We start from the raw sequence: 25,212 nt of genomic DNA, 5'->3' as shown, positions 1-25,212 counted from the left end.
GAAAACCTTTTTTTGCTAGGCGACAAAAGTTTCGTCTTTTTTTTTGGCTTGTATGATAGCATGAGGGAAATTACTGGGCGGGAGGTAATCAGAATGGAAGAAGAAAATGGCCAAAAATCAACAATTAAAATCAAATTAAATGGTAAAGAACGCCCTTTTGAGGAAAAAACGGTTGTTCATGATTGGCAAGCGGCTTCAGAAGAAACATCCGCAGCTTCCTCAGAGGATATGCTAGATGAAGAAGAGTTTGAATGGATTCTACCAAATGAAGAGGAAACGGAAATTCCTGAATTTAAAGTGAATCATCATACCGAAACAAAAAAACGTCCAAATATTCATAGAGTTGGAAGTGGCCCATTTAAATTGGGGATTAAAAAATTGATTGTATCTTTTGTACTGGCCATAACAGTGGGATTGTTACTTGGGACTTTTATTTTAGAAATTATGAAAAAAGAAGATATACAAGCTACTACTGTAGAACAAAATCCAACTGCTCCAGCACCTAATACAGGGGAACAAAAGAAGGATGCTACTACGAATTTCGAAACAACATTACCGGCAATGACGTTACCTGTTCTGCAGGCAGGTGTTTTTTCTTCTAATGAGAATGCTGAATCTGTAGCAAAGGAATTGGCCAATCAAAACTATGCTACAACAATTTTGGAAATGGATGGAAAATATTATTTGTTCCTAGGGGTAGCAGGGGACCTTCAAGAGGCGAAGGCTTGGGAGAAAAATGAGAAGGAGAATGGTTTAATAGATGTGTGGGCTACAGAATTACCATTAGGGGAAAGCAGCATCACATTAGGTTCCAAAGCACAGGCTGAGCAATTCTCAAAAGAAGTTAATTACTTTAAAGATATTGCTGGGGAAATGGTAAAGATAGAGTTGGGCGGAGAGGCCAATGAGGATGTTTTACGAGCTGGTTTACAATTAATAGATTCGCATAAGGAGTCTTACGAAAATAAGGAAGCTGTGAATTTGCAGGGAAAATTGCAGGCAGCTATCAAAAGTCTTGAGCAAGCTTCTGGTAATCAAGCTGAAACATTAAAAGTTCAACAGGCTTTATTAGATTATATGTCGATATATTATAAAATAAGTAGCCAATCCTCTTGAGTGGCTGCTTATTTTATGTAAATCTATCAGTTTCCTCTCTGTTTCTTTGTATTATCTAATATTCGAATACGACTTTACTTTTACAACAAATCCTTGTACTTAGCGGATGGGTGTAATAATAGACTGCAGTCAGGCGGTAGAAGCCTGAGTCAAATACTCCTGTCAACCCCTAGCAACTGCTTTTCGTTTTTCATCGTTCAGTGTGTTGCATTTCCATTATCTCGGGTCACCAAGATGTTAGAGTAGTACAGGATGTACTAGTGCAGATGAAGCGACATGACCTCACAGTTGACATTGTTGCAAAGACGAGGCGTCTTTTTTAGCCCTTCATTCATATTATCTAATAAATTATACGTCATTGAACAGGTGCTTGCGCCTTTGTTCTTTTCTTGGTAGGATAAAAGCATGTATCTCCCATTCTTGAGAAAGGTAGGATAACTACATGAAGAACCTCATCTTGGCTTCAACATCACCCCGCAGAAAAGATCTCCTTAAAAAATTAAACATTCCATTTACTACTTTTTCACCTAATGTGGATGAATCTGTTAATCAAAAATTACCACCTGGAGAGATTGTGATTATGTTATCCTCTCGAAAAGCGAATGTAGCCGCTCAACAATTTCCTTCTTCTACTATTATTGCTGCAGATACAATCGTTGTCTCGAATGAGAAGATACTTGGTAAACCTAAAAGTAGAAAAGAAGCGAAAGATATGCTATGTGAACTTTCTGGGAAGAGACATTTTGTTTACACAGGTGTTACGTTGGTCAATGAACAGCATACAGAATCATTTTATGAGAAAACGGCAGTTGATTTTTGGCCATTAACAGATCAAGAAATTGAAAAGTATTTAGATAATGGTGAACCCTTTGATAAGGCAGGAGCATATGGCATTCAAGGTTTGGGCTCCTTATTCGTCAAATCTATTCAAGGGGATTATTATTCCGTTGTAGGTCTACCGATCTCCCGATTATTTCGTCTTTTTATGGAAAAGAGGCTTGTTCCTTATTCGTAAACATCTATATAATAAGGAGGAGTATATTGGAAACTAAAAAGGCGTTAATGATTAGAGATTTCCCTGTCGATGACCGTCCTCGTGAGCGCTTGATTAAAACAGGACCAGAAAGCTTATCTACTCAAGAAATAGTTGCAATTCTTTTAAGAACAGGAACAAAGTCAGAATCTGTCCTTCAATTAGCCAATCGTCTTTTAACAAAATTTGATGGGCTCATGTGGTTAAAAGACGCAGCTTTTGAAGAACTTATAAGTGTTAAGGGAATTGGCAAAGCGAAAGCAGTTCAATTAGTGGCAGCTGTCGAATTAGGGAGAAGAATAAGCAATTTAACGTATGATGATCGCTATGTTATTAGAAGTCCTGAAGATGGGGCCAATTATGTGATGAATGACATGCGTTTTCTTACTCAAGAACATTTTGTGGCCTTATATCTAAATACGAAAAATCAAGTGATCCACCGCCAAACTATTTTTATAGGAAGTCTAAATGCGTCGATCGTCCATCCGAGGGAAGTGTTTAGAGAGGCGTTCCGGCGTGCTGCAGCCTCGATTATTTGCTTCCACAATCATCCATCAGGAGATCCAACACCCTCCCGTGAAGACATTGAGGTAACCCGACGTTTAACTGAGTGTGGGAAAATGCTAGGGATTGAAGTTTTAGATCATTTAATCATTGGGGATAAAAAATATGTCAGTATGAAAGAAAAAGGGTATATGTGAGACTGTTATTTTGAAAAAGGTTAAGATATAATAATACTGGCATTTTGAATAATAATGTAGTATTTAGTAGAGCAAGTCTATGTAAAATACGAAAAATCGCGAATTTTGCCAAATGAATTATAGAAAATGTCTTATGAGACATATGGCATGAGAAAGGGAGATACATACAATGTTTGGATTTGGAACGAAAGATCTAGGGATTGATTTAGGAACGGCTAATACCCTAGTTTTTGCAAAAGGAAAAGGTATTGTTTTACGAGAACCATCTGTTGTTGCATTACAAACAGATACAAAGAAAATTGTTGCAGTGGGAAATGATGCAAGAAATATGATCGGCCGAACACCTGGGAATATCATTGCCTTACGCCCAATGAAAGACGGTGTTATTGCCGATTATGAAACAACAGCAGCGATGATGAAGTATTATATTAAACAAGCAGTTAAAGGAAAGGGTATGGGTGGCAAACCATATGTTATGGTTTGTGTTCCTTCAGGTATTACGGCTGTAGAGCAAAGAGCTGTGCTTGATGCTACGAGAGAAGCTGGAGCCCGTGATGCTTATCCAATCGAGGAGCCTTTTGCTGCGGCGATCGGTGCAGATTTACCAGTATGGGAACCAACAGGAAGTATGGTTGTAGATATAGGTGGTGGAACAACAGAAGTGGCTGTTATCTCTCTAGGGGGAATTGTCACAAGTATGTCGATTCGCACTGCTGGAGACAACTTCGATGAATCAATTATCGCTTATATTCGTAAAAAATATAATTTATTAATTGGGGATCGGACAGCAGAGGCGATTAAAGTTGAGATAGGCTCAGCGGGGGAAACAGAGGGACTTGCACCGATGGAGATCCGTGGCCGCGATTTACTTACTGGTCTGCCAAAAACAATCGAAATTTCTGCAGAAGAAATTTCTGGTGCACTTAGCGATACTGTAACGGCTATTATTGATGGGGTGAAAAATACATTAGAAAAGACACCGCCAGAATTAGCTGCCGATATTATGGACCGTGGAATTGTCTTAACAGGTGGCGGAGCTTTATTACATAATCTAGATAAGGTGATGAGTAAAGAAACGGAAATGCCCGTATTAATTGCTGATGAGCCACTTGATTGTGTAGCAATTGGAACAGGAAAAGCTTTAGACCATATCGATCTATTTAAGAATAAAGCAAAAGATTCTCGATAAGAAAAGATGCGCCGGTTCTTACTGCTGGCGCTTCTACTTTTAAGCCTGCAAGAAATGCCTCAGAATGGTGTGTTTTTTGCTCTGGTTTTTTACCATTCATCCTTGCGCCTTTAGCGAAAAGGCTCCTATTACTGTTAAGTTATTCCGTTTTGAAAGTTAGAGGTGTATCGAATGCCCCATTTTTTTCTGAATAAACGTCTAATTATATTATTAGTCAGTCTTATTGTCCTGGTTTCACTTATTGGTTTTTCCTTGAGAGATAAGGACAATATTTCAAAACCTGAGCAATTCTTTAAAGATGTGGTTGGTTTCGGTCAATCGATCGTTTCTAGACCAGCTCATGGAATTGCTAATTTCTTTGGAAATGTAGAAGATTTAAAAAATACATATACTGAAAATAAGAAATTGAAATCTCGATTAGAAGGTTTGGCTAAGTTAGAAAAGGAAATTGCCGATTTAAAAGAAGATAATAAGGAATTAAGAAATGTCCTTAAGAAAACGGATGATTTGCGTGAATATGAAACCATTCAAGCCACTGTTATTAGCCGTAATCCAGAAAGATGGGATGAAAAATTTATTATTAACAAGGGAACGAATAGTGGTGTAGACACGGAGATGGCTGTTATCACTGCAAAAGGATTAGTTGGTAAAGTGATCAGTGTTTCCCCGATGACAGCGACCGTTGAGTTATTAACATCAGAAAACACCCAGAATAGGGTGTCAGCGCAAATTCAAGGAAAAGATAAGATTTTTGGTTTAATCAATGGCTATGATTCCGAGAAAAAATTATTATTAATGAAGGATATTCCTGTTGATAAAAAAATTAAAGAAGGACAAAATGTGATAACTTCCGGTCTTGGCGGAGTTTTCCCAAAAACGCTTGATATCGGAAAAGTAAAATCTGTAGAAATGGATCGATTTGGGCTGACTCAAATTGCTTATATTGAACCATCTGCACATTTTTATGATTTCGAACATGTTATGGTTGTTGCACGGACGATGGGGAAACAATCTAACTTAGATAAGGAGGAAGAATGATGAAACGCTTGGTTCTTCCTCTTCTTTTAACCTTATGCTTTTATTGTGAAAGTGTTTTTGTAGAGTTAACACCTCCAGGTCTATTTAAATTAGATATCCTATTAGTTCCTCATTTTTTATTAGTCCTTTTCATTGTCATGGGAATTTTCTATTTGCGTAATCAAACCCTGATTTATGCGGCTATTTTCGGTTTGTTATTTGATATTTATTATACGGAGATAATTGGTGTTTATTTATTTCTTCTCCCAATTGCTGTTTATTTAGCTTCTAAGATGGCAAGAGTGGTTCAAGCAAATATTATTACCACCTTTTTTATTTCCCTTTTATGTGTTGGAATGGTTGAATTTGTAGTGTATGGAATGAATGTATTTGTACTACAACGTAATGTGGACACACATACTTTTCTTAATCAGAGATTATGGCCTACACTCATTATAAATCAAATCTTTTTCTTGGTTATTTATTTTCCATTCAAGAAACTATTGTCAAAACATAAAAAAATTGAACTTCACGAATAAATGATGTGATCTAGGAAATTATAATCATTTCGACTTTAGAAATTTACTTGATGTGAGTTCCTCGACCTCATGGCAGAATCGTATTTTTTGCTAAATCATCTATAAAAAATGCCATCTATGCTTGTACGGAATTAAATTTTTTGCTTATTAAGGCTAAGCGCCTACTTAAAAAGAGGACTTTTTCAAGATTTGTCGAATGAGCAAGAGATGACGATTTTGGTTCTTTGCGTTAAAATATAATAAATGAACCAATGGAAGTTAGTTGTTGAAAGGAGATAATAGGGCACAGTCAACGATAGAACGTCTCCTTTGCCCGCTACTTATGAAAAATAGACAAAATGTCATGATAAAAGGAACGAAAAATGGTCTTTCATTACAATTAAACGATACATGTTCATATGAATCATTGCTACAAGAATTGGATCAGAAGTTAGTGGACTTACAAGGACGAGAAAATGATAGTCCCCTTATCTCCGTACGCATTCAAGCTGGTAATCGCTTTTTGACGGAAGAGCAACAAGAGGAACTTAAAGAGCGAATATGTTATCAAAAAAATCTCGTAGTTGAGGAGATTGTGAGCAATGTTCTAACAAAGGAAGAATCACAGCGGATTATCGATGAGCAATTTATCACTTCAGTTACTACAATAGTTAGATCAGGACAAGTATTGGAAGTTCCCGGCGACTTATTACTTGTGGGAGACGTTAATCCTGGTGGGACCGTTCGAGCTGGTGGCAATATCTTTATCATGGGAGCATTAAAGGGAATCGCCCATGCTGGTTTTTCAGGAAAAAAGGAAGCCGTTATTGTAGCTTCTTTTATGACACCATCACAATTGCGAATTTCTGAATGTATCACAAGGGCCCCTGATTATCATGATCAGGATGGCCACCATCAAATGGAATGTGCCTACATAGATGATTCACAACAAATTATGATTGATAGATTGCAAAATTTGAAACATATTAGACCGAATATTACGAGATTCAAAGGGGGACGTTAGAATGGGTGAGGCGATTGTTATTACATCAGGTAAAGGAGGAGTTGGGAAAACAACAACCTCCGCAAATCTTGGAACAGCCCTTGCCCTGCAAGGGAAAAAAGTTTGTTTGATCGATACAGATATAGGACTAAGAAACCTAGATGTGGTATTAGGCTTAGAAAGTCGCATTATTTACGATCTTGTTGATGTTGTGGAAGGAAAATGTAAGCCACATCAAGCATTAGTGAAGGATAAAAGGTTTGATGATCGTTTATTTCTATTACCAGCAGCACAAACGAGTGATAAAACCGCTGTATCTCCTGAGCAAATGAAACAGCTTGTATCTGATATGAAACTGGATTATGATTATATTTTAATAGATTGCCCAGCTGGGATTGAGCAAGGATATAAAAATGCTGTCGCTGGAGCAGATAGTGCGATTGTTGTGACTACACCTGAAATTTCCGCTGTCAGAGATGCGGATCGAATTATTGGGCTTTTAGAAAAGGAAGAAACGATTGAACCACCGAAATTGATTATCAATCGAATTCGTAGTCAAATGATGAAAGATGGCGATGTTTTAGATGTTGATGAAATTGCTCAGCATTTATCGATTGATCTACTGGGGATCGTTCAAGATGATGCAGAAGTGATTAAATCGTCAAATCAAGGAGAGCCAATTGCTCTAAATCCTAATAGTAAAGCCTCCATTGCATATAGGAATATAGCAAGAAGAATTTTAGGGGAGTCAGTTCCCTTACAATCTCTTGATGGTGAAAAATCTGGATTCTTTGTAAAATTGAAGAAGTTATTTAGTAGTTCATCATAATATTACTTAAAAAAGCTTTCACATTTTTGGTGTGGAAGCTTTTTTTGATCTTCGGACATAGAATGAAATGAAATATAGCTTTTGAATACTACAAACAGAATATGTTCCCATTCAATGTGGGAATGTCACACCCATTCTAGACTGAGACTTCAAAGTCTTGCCGATCTCTTACTTCCCTTGGGATTTGCTAAGTTAACTTAATACTTTTTACTTTCCAAAAGCAGTTTAAATCCCCTTTTTAAAGTTGGCTATCGCAGCTTCGCAATTAAAACATTTTCAATCTTTATTTTGCATGGCAACAGTAAGACAGAATAGTAGTGTTACGAAATATGGAGAATCGCTTAGCTGCTCTGCATCAATGACCTTATGACATTGATAATCGTGATCGTAGTCCTAGTTCCAAGCATTGTTTATGTTTGTTTTTTATCCGTAATCCAACTGTTTTATTAAGAACCATCTCTTTTGCATATTTAATCAGGACAAGTCATATGGTAGTAAAAATAGTTAAAGGGGATGGAGGAGAATGGATCGTCATAGAGTGGAACAAATTCGCAGAGAATTGAATAAAAGAAGGAGACAATATGGTGTTACACGTGATCGAAAAGTGGAAGAGACATTTTTTGAACAGGATGGTGGGGAAAATTTTGTGTTTGAATCAGACCCTAACGAATCGATCCATCCACTTTTTAAAAAAGAAGTCTTTTTTATGAAAATATTTATCTCTGCCATTCTCGTTCTTCTTATTGCAATTATTTTTCAATCACCTTCACAAAAAATGGAAGAAGCAAGAGCTGGTATTAAAAAAACATTTGAACGTGAATTCCAATTTGCTGTCGTGGCGGACTGGTATGAAGAAAAATTTGGACAACCACTTGCTCTGTTTCCTGTACAATCAGATTCTAAACGAGAGAGTCAGCAGGAGAGTTTCGCTATGCCTGTAACAGGAAAAATATTGGAACCTTTTTCAGAAGAGCAACAGGGAATCATCATGGAAACGGGAACAGAAGCTAAAGTAGAGGCGATATCAGCTGGAACGGTCACGTTTGCTGGTAAGAAGGAAGGCATTGGCAATACCGTTATTATTCAACACTCAGATTATTCGGAAACATGGTATGGTAAGTTGGAGCATATTTCTGTGAAATCACTGGAAAAAGTAAAGGCAGGGCAAATTATAGGTACTGTTTCTTCAGGTGAGGATCGAGAAACAGGAGAGTTTTATTTTGCAATTAAGCAACATGATACGTTTATTGATCCTATTCAGGTGATGAAATTTGAATAAATACGGGCGTGTTTTCACAAAAATCAGAGTCCATTCATTATTATGGATTATAGCAGGGCTAAGTGTGATGACCGGATACTTTTGGGAGTTGCTCGCCCTCTTTGCGATCGTTTTTATTCATGAAATGGGTCATGCCCTTGTCGCTCAGTTTTTTAATTGGAAAATAAAAAGAGTAATGCTTCTCCCATTTGGGGGTTTTTGTGATGTAGATGAACATGGAAATCGAAGTATGTTAGAAGATTTCTGTGTGATTGTGGGAGGTCCACTTCAACATCTATGGATAGCTGGACTGATACCAGTTCTTTATATGGGAGGATTGATATCAGCAGATTATGCTCAGCAAATCGTCCAATATAATTGGATGATTATGTTTTTTAATCTTTTGCCAATTCGTCCTCTTGATGGCGGTAAGTTAGTTCATCTATATCTCTCTACTTATAAACCTTATCTTGATTCCCTTCGTATGTCTGTTATTATTTCATTTGTGATTTTGTTGATTTTTCATATGCTTGTTATTATGATTGATCCTTTCAATATCAATATTTGGGCTATTTTAATTTATTTAGATACTTGTTTATGGACGGAATGGAAGCAGCGAAAATATATGCTAATGCGCTTCCTGTTAGAACGCCATTTTGGAGAGCAACAAAGTATTTCTCGTTTACAAACAATACAGGCAGATAGGGATGATTATGTTTTTGACATATTAAGTAAATTCAAGCGCGGATATAAACATTTAATTGATATTGATGGAAATTCGGAAGGAGAATTTCAATTGGACGAGAATGAACTCCTTTATGCATATTTTTCAGAGAAAAAAGTTAGAGCTCGTTTAATGGATCTTGTTTATGCGAGTTAATCACCTTTATTCTTTAATTACTAGAATCAATTGCATAATAGAGGTTTTAGCAATCAAATCCGAACAACGTTGATTTACATTTCAGGTGGACGATTTCCGGGGGGCAGCTCATATGTGCTCCTGCGGGATCTCACCTGTCACGCTAATCCCCCAAGAGTCGCCACCTTCGCTCCAATCAACTAAGTTAAGTAAATACATGGACTAACAATTCAATCTCCTTTAACATCGTTTATTGATCATTTATAAGCAATGATGAAATTGACTCACTAAACAATTTATATTTGCCGCCGCAGATTTCCCCTACACCAGTCTAAATAGCATATCTATCGAGAAAATGTGATTGGGCTTTTGCATGTCTTTTTATTATATAGCCCCGGGTTATTTTTCATGTAAACTTAAACATCAAACGGCTATTGACAGATACTAATTGTATATGCTAAAATTTTTTATGTTAGTTTGTAGCGCCTGAGCTACAACCGCACATAACAGGTATAACGTTAGAAGTTTCTATTTTTGAAAAGAAGTTTGAAATTAGCTTCAGTGCCTTTTCTGATAGAACACCTGCAAATGGCGAGTCTTAGTCTAATAGGGAGGTGCGATTATGTACGCAATTATTGAAACTGGTGGAAAACAAGTTAAAGTCGAAGAAGGACAAGTTATCTACGTTGAAAAGGTAGATGCTACTGAAGGTGATTCTTTTACTTTTGACAAAGTTCTTTTTGTTGGTGGCGAAGATGTAAAAGTAGGGAGCCCATTTGTTGAGGGAGCTACGGTTACAGCTAAAGTTGAAAAACAAGGCCGTCAAAAGAAAATTGTTGTTTTCAAATATAAGCCAAAGAAAAATTATCATAAAAAACAAGGGCATCGTCAGCCTTATACAAAACTAGTCATTGAAAAGATCAATGCTTAAGTGAAGTTGATTCTATGATTCAAATTAGAATTAGCCATTCAGCTGATGGCGACATTAGTGGTTTTACAATGGAAGGTCATGCTCAATTTGCTGACAAAGGCAAAGATATTGTATGTGCAGGAGTTTCAGCTGTTGCATTTGGCAGCTTAAATGCAGTTATGGCTCTCACTTCTATTGAACCTAATATCACAATTGAAGAAGATGGTTTTCTAAAATGTCTCCTTCCTCATTCATTAGAGGGAGAAGTGAAAAAACAGGTTCAGTTATTATTAGAAGGTATGCTTGTTTCCTTGCAGACGATAGAAAGAGAATATCCTGAATTTGTTAAAATCAAATTTATAAAATAAAACTTAATTTAGCTAGAATTAGCAAGTGCCTAGCCTCTCAAGGTCAAATAATCTGAGAAGATAAAACCCTAAAACGAATTTTTTCGATTTTGAATATTTTCTTGTTAGGCTCTCTAAGGCATTTGCGTTAACGTGGAGGTGAATCAAATGCTAAGATTGGATCTTCAATTTTTCGCTTCGAAAAAAGGGGTAGGTTCTACTAAAAACGGTCGTGATTCTGAATCAAAACGATTGGGTGCGAAACGTGCAGATGGTCAATTTGTAACTGGTGGATCAATTTTATACCGTCAACGCGGAACAAAAATTCATCCTGGGGAAAATGTTGGCCGTGGAAGTGATGATACACTATTTGCAAAAACTGATGGTGTGGTTCGCTTTGAACGTGTTGGTCGTAACAAGAAAAAAGTTAGCGTATACCCAGTAGCATAAGATAGATCACAGAAAAGCTCTAACCAAATTTGGCTAGAGCTTTTTTATTTTCAAGCAAAATGATAAAGTGAGCTTTGTGTACGATAGAGGGCTTTCCTGTTAAGTTAATTGCGAGTCGCCATGTATAGTTGGGATATTGATGTTCACTTTAAACTGTCGGCTGATAGGTCGATCTGGCAGCAAATGATGGGATTGTTGCCACTGGCCTTTATTGAACATGGTTCTTTTTATCGTCCTTTTTGACACGTATTTCTACTAATTAGCTTCTTTTTGATATATTATAGAAACGATTGAAGAATGGTGGAAAGGATATAATGATGAAAGGTAAAGAAGAAACACTTACTTTATTGCAACACTCACGCCATGATTGGCTTAATCGTATTCAATTAATCAAGGGTTATCTGGCGTTAGGAAAAGTGGACCAAGCTGAACGTGTGATTGAAGAAATTGTGTTGGAATCTCAACAAGAAACGAAATTGACAAATTTAGGATTGCCGGAATTTGCGACATTACTTCTACTTCATAATTGGGGAGGGGAAGGTCATACATTTCAGATAGAGTATGAGTTTATGAATGATTTGCCTACCCGTTCCATAAATGATTGGGCATTGACGAATTGGATGAAAGGTTTTTTTCAAACTATTTCAAATGCGCTTCATCCATTATATGGGAATCAATTATATATATCGATTGAACCTTTGGAAAATAGCCTTTCCTTGCATTTTGATTTTGTGGGAAAGTTAAAAGATTTACGGGCGTTCGAGCAATGGTTATTACATCATAAAGAGGAGCAAATTCACATTAACCTTCAAGAAATAAGTGAAAGAAATTTTATATGTAAAGTTATTTTTGATGAAATGGAGTGATCATTGTGTTTGTCGATCAGGTAAAGGTTTATGTGAAAGGTGGGGATGGCGGCAATGGAATGGTTGCCTTCCGCAGAGAAAAATACGTGGCAATGGGTGGACCAGCTGGCGGAGATGGTGGAAAAGGTGCAGATGTTGTTTTCCAGGTAGATGAAGGATTACGTACACTGATGGACTTCCGGTATCAGCGGCACTTCAAAGCATCTCGAGGCGAGCATGGAATGTCAAAAAGTAAGCATGGTAAAGGTGCTGAAGATTTAGTTGTAAAAGTTCCTCCAGGAACCGTTGTAAAAGATCTTGAGACAGAAGAGGTTATCGCAGATCTTGTAGAACATGGACAGAAAGCTGTAGTGGCTAGAGGAGGACGTGGGGGGAGAGGAAATATCCGTTTTGCGACACCGGCAAATCCTGCTCCAGAAATGGCAGAAAATGGTGAGCCAGGTCAAGAAAGAGATGTAGTTCTTGAACTGAAAATCCTTGCTGATGTTGGTCTTGTTGGCTTTCCAAGTGTAGGCAAATCCACTCTTCTTTCTGTTGTTTCTGCTGCTAAACCCAAAATAGCCGAATACCATTTCACAACAATTGTTCCTAATCTGGGTGTGGTTGAGACAGAAGATAGCCGTAGTTTTGTGATGGCTGATTTGCCAGGCCTAATAGAAGGAGCGCATGAAGGAGTTGGTCTTGGTCACCAATTTTTGCGACATATTGAGCGAACAAGAGTCATTGTTCATGTGATTGATATGTCTGGCATGGAGGGCAGAGATCCATTTGAAGATTTTCAGACTATTAATCAAGAGTTAGAAAAGTATAATCTTCGCTTGATGGAGCGCCCTCAAATTATTGTTGCCAATAAAATGGACATGCCAGAAGCAGAGGAAAATTTAAGTGTATTTCGAAATAAACTAAAGGAAGAGTATCCGATTTATCCGATTTCCGCGCTTACGAGACAAGGGGTCAGGGATTTACTATTTGAAGTAGCGAATCAATTAGAAACAACTCCGGAATTCCCACTTTATGATATCGTAGATACTGATGCGGAAATTCATCGAGTTGTTTACCGGCATGAGAAAGATCCCGATCAATTTACGATCACAAGAGATCCAGATAGTGCTTTTGTAATAAGTGGAGATGTGATCGAGCGATTATTTAAAATGACTGATTTTTCAAGGGATGAATCGGTCCGACGTTTTGCTAGGCAAATGAGGGGAATGGGTGTCGATGATGCTTTACGTGAACGTGGAGCGAAGGATGGAGATATTATTCGAATTCTCGAATTTGAATTTGAATTTGTTGAATAGGACCTGTGGTGAATGGGGGAGAGGATATTGGGGAAGAGAGAATATCAAAAAAAGTTTTATTTAGTGCGTGAAGATGTTTTGCCTGAAGCGATGAAAAAAACATTGGAAGCGAAAGAATTGATTGAACGGAAAAAGTCTGTTTCTATTTGGGACGCTGTCCAACAAGTTGATTTAAGTCGCAGTGCATTTTATAAATATCGAGACACTGTTCTACCTTTTCACAGGGTTGTAAAAGAAAAAATTATTTCGTTGTTTTTTTACCTTGAAGATCGCCCAGGTGCTTTATCAACATTACTGGCCACTGTAGCCAACTATGCTTGTAATGTGCTAACCATACACCAAACAATACCTTTACAAGGACGAGCGAATGTTACACTTTCACTTGATATCGCAAGTATGAATGTTGAAATTGACGATCTTCTTGCTGAGCTAAATCGATTGGAATTTGTTGATAAAGTCGATGTATTGAGTTCGGGAGGTTAAACAGAGAAGAAATCTGTTTATAAAATCAAACTTTTCTAGATATCTCTATCCAAGCGATTACCATACGTTAAGATGCTTGATTACCGATCGAATTTCTATTTGGAACTAAATATAAGTTGTGAAAGAAACACCTTATCCAGAATCTTAGTCTGGATAAGGTATTTAATTTTCATCAACTAATATTCCCGCTGCTTTCAATTCTTTCTCTGCTTTTTCGATCGCTTCGTTACTAGGCGCCGCTAACGTATGTAAGTGAATACCAGAAGTTAGATCAGCTAAAAGGGAAGAGTTTGTTAATTTGACTTTATTTAGAAAATGTTCAACTTCTTTTCGGTTCGAAACCATCAAGGAGGCAGTAAGATCTCCATAAATGGGGTGTTCGATAGCAACATTTTTCACGGTAATCCCATGGTCGACCAAAATATTCAATTCTTCTTTTGTTTGGCTACGTGAGTGGGAGCAAACGATCGTTTTTTCAATAAGAAAATTATTCTGAGCGGGCCGTATATACAAGTAGCCTTGACTTGTAGCCATAATAGGAATATTTCGCGCCTTTAATAAATTAATATCTCCAACGATTACTTGCCGACTAACCCCTGTTTTTTTCGCAAGTTCACTTCCGGTAATGGGAGAATGACTTTCTTGTAATAAGGAAAGCAGTTTTTCTCTTCTTTCTTCCCCAAGTATTTTTTTTCCTTCTTCCTTCATGCAATCCCTCCATTCCATATTCTAAGCCTATTTTATCATATTCCTAGTTCTTCCTTCATTATTGAACTTAGACAAACTCGATTTGTCATAAATAAACGCCCAATCTCATAAGTTTTGATGAAGATTATTAGCATTTTGCCCAAACATTCATACACTATATAGACTGAGCTTGAGGAGGGAAAATTTGTGAAAATCCATATTGTACAAAAAGGAGAAACATTATGGAATATTGCCCAAAAGTATGGCGTGAATTTCGATGAATTAAAAAAATTAAATGCGCAATTGTCTAATCCTGAAATGATTATGCCAGGAATGAAAATTAAAGTACCTGGTCATTCTGGTGGAGGCGCAAAAGAGAAACCGATTCATCATCACCCAACAGGAAAGAAAGAAATGCCTAAGGCGGAACATCCATTTTTACCTAAAAAGGAAGCACCAATGCCAGTTGCAAAGCCACCAAAGGAAAAACCAAAGAAAGAGAAACCACATCATATCTATCAACCTGTAATGCCTCAGCCACAGCCATTACCGGAGATAGATATTAACAATTATTATATGATGAATATGCAACAAATGCAGACCCAGCAAATGGCACAGCCAGCGCCACCAAAGGAGAAACCTGTTCATCATCATAAAGAGGAATCGTCTTATTCACCAGAAATGCCGATTCAGCAGCCTATGTATGGATGTTATCCTGTTCCACAACCATGTTTTGATCCATGTTATCCATACCCACAACCACATCCATATCAAGGGTATATGATGCCACAGGTTCAAGGAGCAATGACGTCTACACCTATGATGCCTTTCCATACAGCACCTATGGCTAGTGCTCCAATGACTGGTTATGGTCCACAAACGTATTGGGAATGGGATGAGTCTTTAGATATGCATCACACCCATTATGCTGAAGCGTATAATCAAGTAGAGAGTTCCTCAGATTATCAGCAAATGGGAATGATGCCGGGAATGGCTCAGCCTTATCCTTTTACGGGTATGCCGGCACCAGGATTTCAGCAACCGATGATGCCACAGGCTAATTTTGCGAATCCAGTAGGGGATTGCGGATGTGGAAATCAAACATCTTACTATCCTCAGCAACCTTATGGTATGCATGCTCAACCAATGCCGATGCATCAGGGACAGATGTACCAAGGGTATCCACCTATGGGAACAGCGATGCCTCCTTCTTATGCAATGCCGATGCGCCATGAAAATGGGGAAGAAGATGAATAAAGACTTTTTTGAAGAAAGAGACGGAATGAAACGCCGTCTCCTTCTTTTATTAAAAGAGAATTTTGATCTTCCTTTTATTCGGATAAACCCAATAAAAAACATGGTATGGAAAGTGAGCACACAGAATCAGGATTGGATTTTGAAAGGATTTTCTTCATTAGAAACTTTTAAAAGACAGGTATCCTTTACTGAACAATTAAAGAAAAGTGGTTTTACCCAAATTTATTCTTTTCATCCAAAACCATTTGTACAAGAAAATAAAGTTTTTGGACTCATTCAATTTATAGAAGCAAAAAAAGGGCGAAAAGTTAGTTATTCGCATGAATCTGACATCAGGGATGTCTGCTTTTTGCTGCGAAAATATCATCATGCAACGACTAATTTATCTAATGTTGTAAAAGAGCAAATACCCGTTTTTGAACAAATAAATAAATGGAAGAAGAGATTAATCGACTATCGATATACACTGCCTCTATATTCTCAGCATCCGCTACGTTCTCATTTAAATTATTTTGCAGAACTTGGGGAATGGGCTTTAGATAAACTGCAAAACCAGGCTGCTTTTTTTAAAGAAGAGCCTAACTGTATTATTCATGGGGATGTAGCTAGTCATAATTTTATTAGAGATAAAAACGGCCAATTATGGCTAATTGATTTTGATTTAATTGCTTTGGCACCTCCCCATATAGATTATTTGCAGCTTTCCAATCGGGTTTTACCACATCTAGGCTGGGACGTGGAACGCTTGTTTTCTTTTCAAACTCTTCAACCATTTAAAACTAAAGAAGCATTTTTAACAGCTCTTGTCTATCCAACTGATATTTTTAGAGAATGGTTGCACTTTACTAGAAGTCACACGCTCGAACAAAGAAGAAGATGGTCAACGATGGAGGCTTTATTACTTAAACAATTTAAAGAAAGAATAAAATTTAGTAAGGAAATCATGAAAAAGGTCAAATCTATATAGATAAAGTTTGAAAGATTGCCCACCACCCCTACTTTCGGTATAGTTAAAGGGATAAGTCAGGGGAAAGGGGTTCATAACATGGCAGGACATTCGAAATGGAAAAATATTCAAAATAGGAAAAATGCGCAAGATGCTAAACGGGGAAAAATATTTCAAAAAATAGCTAAGGAAATCTATGTTGCCGCAAAACAGGGTGGTCCTGATTCTAGTACAAATCCTTCCTTGCGACTTGTGGTGGAAAAAGCAAAGGCAGAGAATATGCCCAATGATAACATTCAACGGGCAATTGACAAGGCAACAGGAAACAAAGATACGGAACATTATGAAGAAATTGTGTATGAAGGATATGGTCCTAATGGTACAGCAGTAATGGTGATGTGCTTAACAGATAATAAAAATAGAACTGCGACCAATGTGAGAGTAGCATTTAATAAAAATGATGGGAATCTTGGCGAAACAGGCTGTGTCTCCTATATGTTTGATCGAAAGGGATATTTAGCTGTAGATCGTCAAAATGTAAATATAGATGAAGATGATATGCTTTTATCTGTCATTGAAGCTGGTGGCGAAGAAATGGAAGCAAGTGAAGAAGCATTTGAAATTTATACTGCCCCTGAAAGTTTTATAGAGGTAAAGGAAAATCTGGAAAACCAAGGTTTAACATTTGCTACTGCTGAGATAACAATGGTTCCACAAACTTACACACATCTTGAGGGTGAACAGGCGGAGAAAATGCAAAAAATGTTGGAAATGCTTGAAGATGATGATGATGTACAAGAAGTTTATCACAATTTTGCGGATTCAGAATAAAAATAGGAATTTTTATTTCATAAGAATTTAACCTATAAGCTAATAGGGCAATACTCATTTTCTTGAACCACTACACATAACCCACATGAAAGTTAAATTGGTACTTAATTAAATATTAAAGGGTCAAAGCATAGACAAAGTCATATGGACTTTGTCTATGCTCATTTTTACAGGAAAACTTAATTTATTATCATGCTGGATGTTTACAAAACTATATGAGCATTTGTTTACAATTTGAGTAACTATATGAAAAGAATCAAAATATAGAAGAGTGGATATAGAGATTACTTTTTGGGCAATATAGATTCTAAGAATTAAATTTATAGGCAAAGAGGTGATCCGTATGAAATTCACGGGAAAATTGCTTATTTCATTTTTGATTTTAGGTATAGTTAGTTTATTGCACCAGCCAATATGGGAATTTCAGAGGACACAAGCGCAATTAACAGCTATGGAACAACAAGAATCTCCTGTATATATTCCTGACAGCCCTCTTGAGATCGAGGTCTCATTACAAAGGAGATACCTAGATGGTGACATTAGTGAAGAAGTTGTGAACGAGACAATATGGGCATTAGAGGATTTCTGGGCAAAATATGAAAAATGGCAGCTTATTGATATAGATGAAAAACGAGTCACTTTTGAAATGGAAATAAACGATATCTCTCCCTTATTAAAGGTTAATGGATTCTTTGGCCTTCAAGAGGACGGCACATTGTCGATTTTTAATGGAAGTCCTGATGAAGCGGACATTATCCATTCTTTTTTTCAAATTGATATGGAAAAATTAGAAGGAAAGAAAAGAGAAGAGCTTAAAAAGGGGATTCCAATTCAAACAAAAGAGACGTTTACAGAAGTATTAGAAGCGATGAAGCAATATTCTACTGAAAATAATACGGTGGAAAAAAAAGCCTGACTTTTTAAGGTTCAGGCTTTAAGTTTGCGGTAACCAAGGAGGTTTTATGATACAATAATGGTTAGCATGAAAGAGGAGAGAAAGTTGTGTACGAGTATATAAAAGGGATGATAGAGCAAATTGGACCCGAATATATCGTTTTAGAAAACAATGGAATAGGCTATCAAATTCTTACACCTAATCCATTTGTTTTTTCAAAGAATCAGGACGTTGAAACAGTTGTTTATACATATCAACATGTTCGGGAAGACCTTATCGCATTATATGGATTTGCGACATTTGAAGAAAAAGTCATGTTTAAGAAACTTTTGAATGTCTCTGGGATTGGCCCAAAAGGAGCGTTAGCCATTTTGGCTTATGGAGAGCCAGCCCAGGTTATTCGCGCAATTGAAAATGAAGATGAAAAGTTTCTTGTTAAATTTCCTGGTGTAGGCAAGAAAACAGCAAGGCAAATGATTTTAGATTTAAAAGGGAAATTAAATGATGTCGTTGCATTGCCGGAAGTGGCTAGTACTGTTCAAAAAGAATTCCTTATTCCCGATGAGCCAGAGGATGAATTGAAAGAGGCATTATTAGCTTTGGCATCACTTGGATATTCGGAACGTGAGTTAAGGAAGGTTGAACCAAAACTTCAAGGAAAAGATTTAACAACAGACCAATATATTAAACAAGCTTTACAATTATTAATGAGTTGATAGAAGGGGTCGTTCAAAAAGTCCGGTAAAAATGACGCTTCGAATTTCTACGTTGGCTTGTTTCTCCAATACTCATGTATCAGGGGACAAGGATCTTCCGTTAAAAGCGCTCATGCCCTGTGGGCAACACGGAAGTCAGTACATCCTGTACAAGTCCGCTGCTTGAAACTGCGCCGCTTTGAACTTCTTGGTCCTTTTTATCCTCCTTTTTGAACACTCATTAGAAAGGAAGAGGTAGGATGGAAGAACGAGTATTGTCTAGCGAAGCGATTGTCAATGATCTATCTTTTGAACAAAGTCTCCGTCCGCAAACTTTATCCCAGTATATCGGACAAGATGAGGTTAAGAAAAATTTAGCTGTTTTTATTGAAGCGGCAAAACTGAGGAAAGAAACTCTAGATCATGTGCTCCTTTATGGACCACCAGGGCTAGGTAAGACGACTTTAGCTGTTGTTATTGCTAATGAAATGGGTGTTAATGTGCGGACCACTTCTGGCCCTGCAATTGAAAGACCAGGCGATTTAGCAGCTATCTTAACTTCTCTTGAACCAGGCGAAGTATTGTTTATCGATGAGATTCATCGTTTACCTCGGGCGATTGAAGAGGTGCTATATCCTGCAATGGAGGATTATTGCTTAGATATTGTAATAGGGAAAGGTCCAGAATCTAGGTCTGTTCGCCTCGATCTTCCACCATTTACACTTGTTGGTGCCACAACAAGAGCAGGTTCTGTCTCAGCTCCATTACGTGATCGTTTCGGTGTATTAAGTCGCCTCGAATATTACACAGAGGACCAATTAACAAACATTGTCAAACGTACGGCTGAAATATTGGATACTGAGATTGATGGGCAAGGAGCAATTGAAATTGCCCGGCGTTCGCGGGGAACTCCACGTATTGCTAACCGTTTATTGCGACGGGTACGTGATTTTGCTCAAGTAAGAGGAGATGGAATCATCACTCGCCAACTTGCGGATCAGGCTTTAGAATTACTTCAAGTCGATCGTTTAGGGCTTGATAATATTGATCATAAACTTTTAAAAGGGATGATTGAAAAGTTTCGGGGCGGACCAGTTGGGCTAAATACAATCGCTGCAAGCATCGGTGAAGAAGCGATGACAATTGAAGACGTCTATGAACCTTATTTAATGCAAATAGGCTTTTTACAAAGAACACCAAGAGGAAGAATGGTGACAGATCTTGTTTATGACTATTTTCACTTAGAGGTTCCGGAAAAATGAATGGGATAGCAAAGCTTCTGATGATTATAGGAGGAGTTATTTTTGCGATTGGCTTTTTATCGCAATTTGTGAAGATAGGCAAACTACCTGGCGATATTATCATAAAGAAGGAAAATTTCACATTTTATTTCCCAATTGTGACATCTATATTAATAAGTGTAATATTAACAGTGGTTTTGTATTTGTTTAGGAAATGATAAAATAGTATGATATGAATAGGTTTGAATACTTTTTTTATCACCTAGCTTTAAATTCTAGCGTCTAACAAATCTACGTTATTATGGGGATAACTTAAGGCTGGGGCGCCTTTATCTCCTATAGGCTATCTAACTCTTGAAAGTAGATCGATCCGAGGCCAAATCCTGTGATGAGAAAGCCACTTTTCTTAAGGTACAGGAATTTGTTTGACGGCCTTACCAATACTTCTCAGTTCCCTTTTACCTAAGCTCATAAAATATGGAGCAGAATACCGTTCCTTTAAGGACCGGGCTAATATTCCTGTTCATCCTTTAAACTTTGGATTTGTACGTCTTAACAAGCCATACGTTTTGTTATAATTGGGAGGTTTAAGCAGTAGTGAAATTAGAACAGTTTGATTTTGAATTACCAGAAGAATTAATTGCACAAGTCCCACTAGAAAACCGTTCATCTAGCCGATTAATGGTTTTGGATAAGGAAACAGGTAAAATCTCGCATGAGACTTTTCATAATTTGATAGCATTTTTACGTAAAGGGGATTGTTTAGTTTTAAATGATACAAAAGTGCTACCCGCCAGATTATTTGGTTTAAAAGTTGATACTGGTGCGAAAGTTGAAGTATTATTATTGAAACAATTAAATGGGGATCAATGGGAGACATTAGTAAAGCCTGCTAAAAGATTGAAAAAGGGCATGACACTAACTTTTGGCGATGGTCAATTAAAAGCTGTATGCCTAGATGAATTAGAACATGGTGGCCGAATTCTTGAATTTCAATATGAGGGCATCTTTTATGAAGTGCTTGATCAACTTGGAAAAATGCCCCTTCCCCCATATATTAAGACACAGCTTGAGGATCAAGATCGCTATCAAACTGTCTATGCGAAGGAAAGAGGATCAGCGGCTGCTCCAACAGCGGGGTTGCATTTTACCGAAGATCTTCTTAAGCAAATACAGGACCAAGGAATACGGGTTGCATACATTACTTTACATGTTGGACTAGGTACGTTTAGACCTGTCAATGTTGATGAAATTGAGGAACATGATATGCATTCTGAGTTCTATCGAATGTCTAAAGAGACAGCAGATTTGTTGAACCAGACACGGGAAGAAGGCGGAAGAATTATTTCCGTTGGTACGACTTCTACAAGAACCCTTGAAACAATTGCATCTTCTCATCAAGGTCACTTTGTAGAGACTAATGGCTGGACAGATATATTCATCTATCCTGGTTATGAATTTAAAGCTATCGACGGAATGATAACGAATTTTCATTTGCCAAAATCGACATTAATTATGCTAGTGAGCGCTCTTGCTGGTCGAGAGCATGTTCTCTATGCATACAAAGAGGCGGTTAGAGAGAAGTATCGCTTTTTTAGCTTTGGTGATGCAATGTTATTGATTTAAGTTGAGTGTATGTTCAAATTGAGGAAAAGATAAAAAGGGACCCGTCAGCTAAAGGTGCTGACCTTAGCGCAAACGCCTCAACATTAGCCCATCCTGTGTGAGCTAACGAACTTGCGCATGTGAAGTGAATTCGTTGTTCGACACAGAAAGTGTTGGCATTTAGTCGAAGATCTTCATCCTACAGTTTCTTTTTCCAGTGGTTAGCAGAACGCTAGCGTTGTGATTGATGCCGCGGATCTAACTTTTTGACTCTACTTTTTGAACATCCTCTTTTAGAAAGGAATTGGAAAGATTGAGCGCTATCACATACGAATTAATTAAAACCTGTAAACAAACAGGGGCAAGACTCGGGATTCTCCATACTCCTCACGGATCTTATGAGACACCGATGTTTATGCCTGTGGGGACTCTTGCGACAGTTAAAACCATGTCGCCGGAAGACCTGAAAGCAATGGGAGCTGGGGTGATATTAAGTAATACTTATCACCTTTGGCTAAGGCCTGGTCATGATATTATTAAGGAAGCGGGGGGCCTACATTCTTTTATGAATTGGGACCAAGCGATTTTAACAGATTCAGGAGGCTTTCAGGTTTTCTCTTTAAGTGAATTTAGAAGAATTGAGGAAGAGGGCGTCCACTTCCGGAATCATTTAAATGGAGACAAGCTGTTTCTATCTCCCGAAAAATCAATGGAAATTCAAAATGCCCTTGGCTCTGATATCATGATGGCATTTGACGAATGTCCACCATATCCAGCCTCCCATGATTATATGAAAAAATCGGTTGAACGAACTTCCCGCTGGGCAGAGAGATGCTTAGAAGCACATAACCGAACGGAAGATCAAGGACTTTTCGGTATTATTCAGGGAGGAGAATTTGAAGACCTCCGAAAACAGAGTGCCAATGATCTTGTTTCCCTCGATTTTCCCGGATATGCTGTTGGCGGATTATCGGTCGGTGAGCCAAAAGATGTTATGAATCGGATGTTAGAATTCACAACACCATTATTACCTAATAATAAACCGCGTTATCTTATGGGCGTAGGCTCTCCAGATTCATTAATCGACGGAAGTATTCGCGGTATTGATATGTTTGATTGTGTATTACCAACAAGGATAGCTAGAAATGGAACGTTGATGACTTCGAACGGGAGATTAGTGGTTAAAAACGCTGCCTATGCCCGTGATTTTAATCCAATTGATGAAAACTGTGATTGCTACACATGTAGAAATTATAGTAGGGCCTATATTCGTCATTTAATTAAATGTGACGAAACGTTCGGAATAAGACTTACGACTTACCATAACTTGCATTTTCTGTTAAAATTGATGGAGCAAGTCCGACAAGCGATTAGAGAAGATCGTCTAGGTGACTTCAAAAAAGAATTTTTTGAGCGATATGGGTTTAACTCTCCAGACGCGAAAAATTTCTAATAAATATTATATAAAGAAAGGAGTGCTTATTATATGGAACAATTAATCGGTTTATCACCTTTTATCATTATGATTGTCTTGTTTTACTTTTTATTGATCCGGCCAAACCAAAAGCGTCAGAAGGCTGTAAATCAGATGCAAAGCAATCTACAAAAGGGAGATAAAATTGTAACAATTGGTGGTTTACATGGTCGAATTGAAGCATTAGATGAAGGAACCATTGTGATTAAATGCGGTGATGGCAGTAAACTTACATACGATCGTAATGCGGTTCGTGAAGTATTGGAATCTAATAATAATGTACAATCTTAAATCCTTTAAAAAGAAGCTGCTTAAAATGACAGCTTCTTTTTGTTTTATTTATAATCTGAATTAGATAAAACATTTACGCCAAGAACGCCTCCCATTGTGGCTGTTAAAATGTAACAAATATGATATACCAATTGTTCTAAGGAAAATAGTGAGCTATGACCTAAAAATTGGTAAGACAGTAGAATGAGCGAGTAAAGCACCCCTGTTGCCCCTCCAATTAACCATCCTTTTTGTTTTCGTTTCCCTCCACTAATAAAACCGCCGAAAAAAACAGCAAAAAAAGAAAGGATTGTAATTAAAAGGCTAATAGACTTTTCCTGTGTATCGCTGAAATGTAAAATGAGTGAAAAAATTAGACTTGACAATGCAGCAAATAGCAGGATCGTCATTAATCCATAAACAACGGAAACTGCAAAGTTTTTAATTTCGATTACCAATCTCTCCCTTCGATATACATCAACATATATCCCTCTGTACAAGCTTATTCACGGAAAAGAATTTTAGAAGCCTTGTCTTTTCTTTTTATAAGTGAAGTAACCATTCATAGTCCTAATGTTAAGTAGTGAGCTGCATCCAACTTTATAATAATTATTTTTATTATTGGCTATCTAGGACATACTAAAAATGGTTTGTAATTTAGGAGGATTATGAGATATGGAAAACTTTTTTGTGATCATTGCACGGGTAGTTATTTTATATACTCTTTTACTTGTCATTTTCAGATTGATGGGAAAACGGGAAATCGGTGAGCTAAGTGTTTTAGATCTTGTCGTATTTATTATGATGGGGGAGATGGCCGTTATTGCAATTGAACAACATGAGGATCCTTTAGCACACACTATTATTCCAATGATTACACTTATGTTGATTCAGTTAGCATTAGCTGTTATCTCTTTGAAAAGCCGGAAATTTAGAAGGCTGATGGATGGAAAGCCATCATTAATTATCAAAAATGGAAAAATTGATGAGAAAGAAATGAAAAAGCTTCGCTATAATTTTGATGACTTGCTTATGCAGTTACGGCAAAAGGATATATCTAATATTGCAGATGTCGAATTTGCCATTCTAGAAACTTCGGGTAACATTTCTGTCATTAAAAAAGATAAAAAGAGCAAGACTGGATCTTATACTCTTCCACTTATTCTTAATGGAGAAATCCAAGAAGAGCACTTGGAAGAAATAGGGAAGAATGAATCTTGGATAAAAAAAGAGCTAGAACAACGTGGCCATCAAGATATTGCGCAAATTTCCTTTTGTAGTTATCAAGATGGGAAATTTTTTATTGACTATGATGATTTAAAATCATGAAATTTTTGATAAAAGGAAAAGGGGTGTACGAGTTATTAAGAAAGGCGTAGCGTCTGTTAAGATGCACTTAGCCTTTCATCTACATAACGGGAGCTCACTTTTTCG

General features: G+C 37.3%; 30 protein-coding genes and 1 other annotated feature. Of the genes, 28 read left to right on the top strand and 2 right to left on the bottom strand.

Annotated features, from left to right (window positions below; translation table 11 throughout):
• Nucleotides 1-93 precede the first annotated feature (93 nt).
• The 17 genes from J2Z23_RS09125 to J2Z23_RS09050 all read left to right on the top strand — a co-directional run bounded on the left by J2Z23_RS09125 (nucleotide 94) and on the right by J2Z23_RS09050 (nucleotide 13,877).
• Complete coding sequence (locus J2Z23_RS09125) at nucleotides 94-1,116, top strand: SPOR domain-containing protein (RefSeq protein WP_057986879.1); 1,023 nt, start codon at nucleotides 94-96, stop codon at nucleotides 1,114-1,116.
• Between the two features lie 442 nt (nucleotides 1,117-1,558).
• Nucleotides 1,559-2,131, top strand: a complete 573-nt coding sequence (locus tag J2Z23_RS09120; protein WP_057986877.1) for a Maf family protein — start codon at nucleotides 1,559-1,561, stop codon at nucleotides 2,129-2,131.
• Between the two features lie 47 nt (nucleotides 2,132-2,178).
• Nucleotides 2,179-2,850, top strand: coding sequence for a RadC family protein (gene radC, locus J2Z23_RS09115; RefSeq protein WP_128738470.1), 672 nt, complete (start codon nucleotides 2,179-2,181; stop codon nucleotides 2,848-2,850).
• A 169-nt stretch (nucleotides 2,851-3,019) separates the two neighbouring features.
• Nucleotides 3,020-4,039 carry a rod shape-determining protein gene (locus J2Z23_RS09110; RefSeq protein ID WP_057986874.1) on the top strand — a complete coding sequence of 340 codons (1,020 nt, stop codon included), beginning with the start codon at nucleotides 3,020-3,022 and terminating at the stop codon, nucleotides 4,037-4,039.
• A gap of 171 nt (nucleotides 4,040-4,210) precedes the next feature.
• Nucleotides 4,211-5,077 carry a rod shape-determining protein MreC gene (gene mreC, locus J2Z23_RS09105; protein ID WP_057986872.1) on the top strand — a complete coding sequence of 289 codons (867 nt, stop codon included), beginning with the start codon at nucleotides 4,211-4,213 and terminating at the stop codon, nucleotides 5,075-5,077.
• Nucleotides 5,077-5,595 carry a rod shape-determining protein MreD gene (gene mreD, locus J2Z23_RS09100; RefSeq protein WP_057986870.1) on the top strand — a complete coding sequence of 173 codons (519 nt, stop codon included), beginning with the start codon at nucleotides 5,077-5,079 and terminating at the stop codon, nucleotides 5,593-5,595. Before mreC ends, mreD begins: the two co-directional genes overlap by 1 nt.
• Nucleotides 5,596-5,917: 322 nt before the next feature.
• Complete coding sequence (gene minC, locus J2Z23_RS09095; RefSeq protein ID WP_057987004.1) at nucleotides 5,918-6,598, top strand: septum site-determining protein MinC; 681 nt, start codon at nucleotides 5,918-5,920, stop codon at nucleotides 6,596-6,598.
• Between the two features lies 1 nt (nucleotide 6,599).
• Nucleotides 6,600-7,406, top strand: a complete 807-nt coding sequence (gene minD / locus J2Z23_RS09090; protein WP_209973710.1) for a septum site-determining protein MinD — start codon at nucleotides 6,600-6,602, stop codon at nucleotides 7,404-7,406.
• A 523-nt stretch (nucleotides 7,407-7,929) separates the two neighbouring features.
• A complete protein-coding gene (locus tag J2Z23_RS09085) occupies nucleotides 7,930-8,685 on the top strand; it encodes a M23 family metallopeptidase (protein ID WP_064467740.1) in 756 nt (251 codons plus the stop codon).
• Entirely contained in the window at nucleotides 8,678-9,544 is an 867-nt protein-coding gene (locus tag J2Z23_RS09080; RefSeq protein WP_209973708.1) for a M50 family metallopeptidase, read from the top strand. Before J2Z23_RS09085 ends, J2Z23_RS09080 begins: the two co-directional genes overlap by 8 nt.
• 464 nt (nucleotides 9,545-10,008) lie before the next feature.
• Nucleotides 10,009-10,132: a sequence feature (ribosomal protein L21 leader region), on the top strand.
• Nucleotides 10,133-10,145: 13 nt separating this feature from the next.
• Entirely contained in the window at nucleotides 10,146-10,454 is a 309-nt protein-coding gene (gene rplU, locus J2Z23_RS09075) for a 50S ribosomal protein L21 (protein ID WP_057986865.1), read from the top strand.
• Nucleotides 10,455-10,468: 14 nt separating this feature from the next.
• Nucleotides 10,469-10,801: a ribosomal-processing cysteine protease Prp gene (locus J2Z23_RS09070; RefSeq protein ID WP_057986863.1), complete on the top strand. Its 333-nt coding sequence runs from the start codon at nucleotides 10,469-10,471 to the stop codon at nucleotides 10,799-10,801.
• A gap of 147 nt (nucleotides 10,802-10,948) precedes the next feature.
• Nucleotides 10,949-11,230, top strand: a complete 282-nt coding sequence (rpmA, locus tag J2Z23_RS09065; protein ID WP_057986861.1) for a 50S ribosomal protein L27 — start codon at nucleotides 10,949-10,951, stop codon at nucleotides 11,228-11,230.
• A gap of 120 nt (nucleotides 11,231-11,350) precedes the next feature.
• Nucleotides 11,351-11,473: a hypothetical protein gene (locus tag J2Z23_RS22580; RefSeq protein WP_274387264.1), complete on the top strand. Its 123-nt coding sequence runs from the start codon at nucleotides 11,351-11,353 to the stop codon at nucleotides 11,471-11,473.
• 71 nt (nucleotides 11,474-11,544) lie between these two features.
• Nucleotides 11,545-12,096: a Spo0B C-terminal domain-containing protein gene (locus J2Z23_RS09060; RefSeq protein ID WP_057986859.1), complete on the top strand. Its 552-nt coding sequence runs from the start codon at nucleotides 11,545-11,547 to the stop codon at nucleotides 12,094-12,096.
• Nucleotides 12,097-12,101: 5 nt separating this feature from the next.
• Nucleotides 12,102-13,394, top strand: a complete 1,293-nt coding sequence (obgE, locus tag J2Z23_RS09055) for a GTPase ObgE (RefSeq protein WP_064467739.1) — start codon at nucleotides 12,102-12,104, stop codon at nucleotides 13,392-13,394.
• Between the two features lie 12 nt (nucleotides 13,395-13,406).
• On the top strand, nucleotides 13,407-13,877 hold the full coding sequence (locus J2Z23_RS09050) for an ACT domain-containing protein (RefSeq protein WP_057986856.1): 471 nt from the start codon (nucleotides 13,407-13,409) through the stop codon (nucleotides 13,875-13,877).
• A gap of 162 nt (nucleotides 13,878-14,039) precedes the next feature.
• On the opposite strand, the gene J2Z23_RS09045 is transcribed toward J2Z23_RS09050, so the two are convergent.
• Nucleotides 14,040-14,585: a transcription repressor NadR gene (locus J2Z23_RS09045; protein ID WP_209973706.1), complete on the bottom strand. Its 546-nt coding sequence runs from the start codon at nucleotides 14,583-14,585 to the stop codon at nucleotides 14,040-14,042.
• A 186-nt stretch (nucleotides 14,586-14,771) separates the two neighbouring features.
• Here J2Z23_RS09045 and safA point away from each other — a divergent pair, with 186 nt between their 5' ends.
• The 10 genes from safA (at nucleotide 14,772) to yajC (ending at nucleotide 23,799) form a co-directional block, all read left to right on the top strand.
• Nucleotides 14,772-15,821, top strand: coding sequence for a SafA/ExsA family spore coat assembly protein (gene safA / locus J2Z23_RS22575; RefSeq protein WP_057986853.1), 1,050 nt, complete (start codon nucleotides 14,772-14,774; stop codon nucleotides 15,819-15,821).
• On the top strand, nucleotides 15,814-16,788 hold the full coding sequence (locus J2Z23_RS09035) for a phosphotransferase (RefSeq protein WP_209973705.1): 975 nt from the start codon (nucleotides 15,814-15,816) through the stop codon (nucleotides 16,786-16,788). Before safA ends, J2Z23_RS09035 begins: the two co-directional genes overlap by 8 nt.
• Nucleotides 16,789-16,866: 78 nt before the next feature.
• Nucleotides 16,867-17,598 carry a YebC/PmpR family DNA-binding transcriptional regulator gene (locus tag J2Z23_RS09030; RefSeq protein WP_064467736.1) on the top strand — a complete coding sequence of 244 codons (732 nt, stop codon included), beginning with the start codon at nucleotides 16,867-16,869 and terminating at the stop codon, nucleotides 17,596-17,598.
• 343 nt (nucleotides 17,599-17,941) lie between these two features.
• A complete protein-coding gene (locus tag J2Z23_RS09025; protein WP_057986847.1) occupies nucleotides 17,942-18,514 on the top strand; it encodes a BofC C-terminal domain-containing protein in 573 nt (190 codons plus the stop codon).
• A gap of 86 nt (nucleotides 18,515-18,600) precedes the next feature.
• A complete protein-coding gene (gene ruvA, locus J2Z23_RS09020) occupies nucleotides 18,601-19,209 on the top strand; it encodes a Holliday junction branch migration protein RuvA (protein WP_057986846.1) in 609 nt (202 codons plus the stop codon).
• A gap of 239 nt (nucleotides 19,210-19,448) precedes the next feature.
• Nucleotides 19,449-20,450, top strand: coding sequence for a Holliday junction branch migration DNA helicase RuvB (gene ruvB, locus J2Z23_RS09015; protein WP_064467734.1), 1,002 nt, complete (start codon nucleotides 19,449-19,451; stop codon nucleotides 20,448-20,450).
• Nucleotides 20,447-20,647 carry a DUF2905 domain-containing protein gene (locus tag J2Z23_RS09010; protein WP_057986841.1) on the top strand — a complete coding sequence of 67 codons (201 nt, stop codon included), beginning with the start codon at nucleotides 20,447-20,449 and terminating at the stop codon, nucleotides 20,645-20,647. The genes ruvB and J2Z23_RS09010 overlap by 4 nt, the downstream gene beginning before the upstream one ends.
• 379 nt (nucleotides 20,648-21,026) lie before the next feature.
• Nucleotides 21,027-22,055 (top strand): tRNA preQ1(34) S-adenosylmethionine ribosyltransferase-isomerase QueA, encoded by a 1,029-nt coding sequence (gene queA / locus J2Z23_RS09005; protein WP_057986839.1) that lies wholly within the window; start codon nucleotides 21,027-21,029, stop codon nucleotides 22,053-22,055.
• 292 nt (nucleotides 22,056-22,347) lie between these two features.
• On the top strand, nucleotides 22,348-23,487 hold the full coding sequence (tgt, locus tag J2Z23_RS09000) for a tRNA guanosine(34) transglycosylase Tgt (protein ID WP_057986837.1): 1,140 nt from the start codon (nucleotides 22,348-22,350) through the stop codon (nucleotides 23,485-23,487).
• A 33-nt stretch (nucleotides 23,488-23,520) separates the two neighbouring features.
• The gene (yajC, locus tag J2Z23_RS08995; RefSeq protein ID WP_057986835.1) at nucleotides 23,521-23,799 is read left to right on the top strand and encodes a preprotein translocase subunit YajC; all 279 of its coding nucleotides are present in this window, start codon (nucleotides 23,521-23,523) and stop codon (nucleotides 23,797-23,799) included.
• Between the two features lie 44 nt (nucleotides 23,800-23,843).
• On the opposite strand, the gene J2Z23_RS08990 is transcribed toward yajC, so the two are convergent.
• Nucleotides 23,844-24,236: a TIGR04086 family membrane protein gene (locus tag J2Z23_RS08990; RefSeq protein ID WP_064467733.1), complete on the bottom strand. Its 393-nt coding sequence runs from the start codon at nucleotides 24,234-24,236 to the stop codon at nucleotides 23,844-23,846.
• A gap of 217 nt (nucleotides 24,237-24,453) precedes the next feature.
• Here J2Z23_RS08990 and J2Z23_RS08985 point away from each other — a divergent pair, with 217 nt between their 5' ends.
• A complete protein-coding gene (locus J2Z23_RS08985) occupies nucleotides 24,454-25,107 on the top strand; it encodes a DUF421 domain-containing protein (RefSeq protein ID WP_064467732.1) in 654 nt (217 codons plus the stop codon).
• The last annotated feature ends 105 nt before the right edge of the window (nucleotides 25,108-25,212 follow it).

Source organism: Lederbergia galactosidilytica (genome assembly GCF_017873565.1).
Lineage (GTDB): Bacteria > Bacillota > Bacilli > Bacillales > Bacillaceae_C > Lederbergia > Lederbergia galactosidilytica.
The sequence above is the reverse complement of the archived record's forward strand: the minus strand, read 5'-3'. Positions and strand labels throughout refer to the sequence as shown.

Coding starts and splice junctions, on each gene's coding strand:
- ruvB (WP_064467734.1), top strand. CDS start 19,449: ATGGAAGAACGAGTATTGTCTAGCGAAGCGATTGTCAATGATCTATCT.
- J2Z23_RS09120 (WP_057986877.1), top strand. CDS start 1,559: ATGAAGAACCTCATCTTGGCTTCAACATCACCCCGCAGAAAAGATCTC.
- minC (WP_057987004.1), top strand. CDS start 5,918: ATGAAAAATAGACAAAATGTCATGATAAAAGGAACGAAAAATGGTCTT.
- J2Z23_RS09125 (WP_057986879.1), top strand. CDS start 94: ATGGAAGAAGAAAATGGCCAAAAATCAACAATTAAAATCAAATTAAAT.
- yajC (WP_057986835.1), top strand. CDS start 23,521: ATGGAACAATTAATCGGTTTATCACCTTTTATCATTATGATTGTCTTG.
- J2Z23_RS09035 (WP_209973705.1), top strand. CDS start 15,814: ATGAATAAAGACTTTTTTGAAGAAAGAGACGGAATGAAACGCCGTCTC.
- J2Z23_RS09085 (WP_064467740.1), top strand. CDS start 7,930: ATGGATCGTCATAGAGTGGAACAAATTCGCAGAGAATTGAATAAAAGA.
- rpmA (WP_057986861.1), top strand. CDS start 10,949: ATGCTAAGATTGGATCTTCAATTTTTCGCTTCGAAAAAAGGGGTAGGT.
- J2Z23_RS22580 (WP_274387264.1), top strand. CDS start 11,351: ATGTATAGTTGGGATATTGATGTTCACTTTAAACTGTCGGCTGATAGG.
- rplU (WP_057986865.1), top strand. CDS start 10,146: ATGTACGCAATTATTGAAACTGGTGGAAAACAAGTTAAAGTCGAAGAA.
- J2Z23_RS09060 (WP_057986859.1), top strand. CDS start 11,545: ATGATGAAAGGTAAAGAAGAAACACTTACTTTATTGCAACACTCACGC.
- J2Z23_RS09070 (WP_057986863.1), top strand. CDS start 10,469: ATGATTCAAATTAGAATTAGCCATTCAGCTGATGGCGACATTAGTGGT.
- J2Z23_RS09045 (WP_209973706.1), bottom strand. CDS start 14,585: ATGAAGGAAGAAGGAAAAAAAATACTTGGGGAAGAAAGAAGAGAAAAA.
- J2Z23_RS09050 (WP_057986856.1), top strand. CDS start 13,407: ATGGGGGAGAGGATATTGGGGAAGAGAGAATATCAAAAAAAGTTTTAT.
- minD (WP_209973710.1), top strand. CDS start 6,600: ATGGGTGAGGCGATTGTTATTACATCAGGTAAAGGAGGAGTTGGGAAA.
- J2Z23_RS09030 (WP_064467736.1), top strand. CDS start 16,867: ATGGCAGGACATTCGAAATGGAAAAATATTCAAAATAGGAAAAATGCG.
- J2Z23_RS08985 (WP_064467732.1), top strand. CDS start 24,454: ATGGAAAACTTTTTTGTGATCATTGCACGGGTAGTTATTTTATATACT.
- J2Z23_RS09010 (WP_057986841.1), top strand. CDS start 20,447: ATGAATGGGATAGCAAAGCTTCTGATGATTATAGGAGGAGTTATTTTT.
- J2Z23_RS09025 (WP_057986847.1), top strand. CDS start 17,942: ATGAAATTCACGGGAAAATTGCTTATTTCATTTTTGATTTTAGGTATA.
- radC (WP_128738470.1), top strand. CDS start 2,179: ATGATTAGAGATTTCCCTGTCGATGACCGTCCTCGTGAGCGCTTGATT.
- J2Z23_RS09110 (WP_057986874.1), top strand. CDS start 3,020: ATGTTTGGATTTGGAACGAAAGATCTAGGGATTGATTTAGGAACGGCT.
- mreC (WP_057986872.1), top strand. CDS start 4,211: ATGCCCCATTTTTTTCTGAATAAACGTCTAATTATATTATTAGTCAGT.
- mreD (WP_057986870.1), top strand. CDS start 5,077: ATGAAACGCTTGGTTCTTCCTCTTCTTTTAACCTTATGCTTTTATTGT.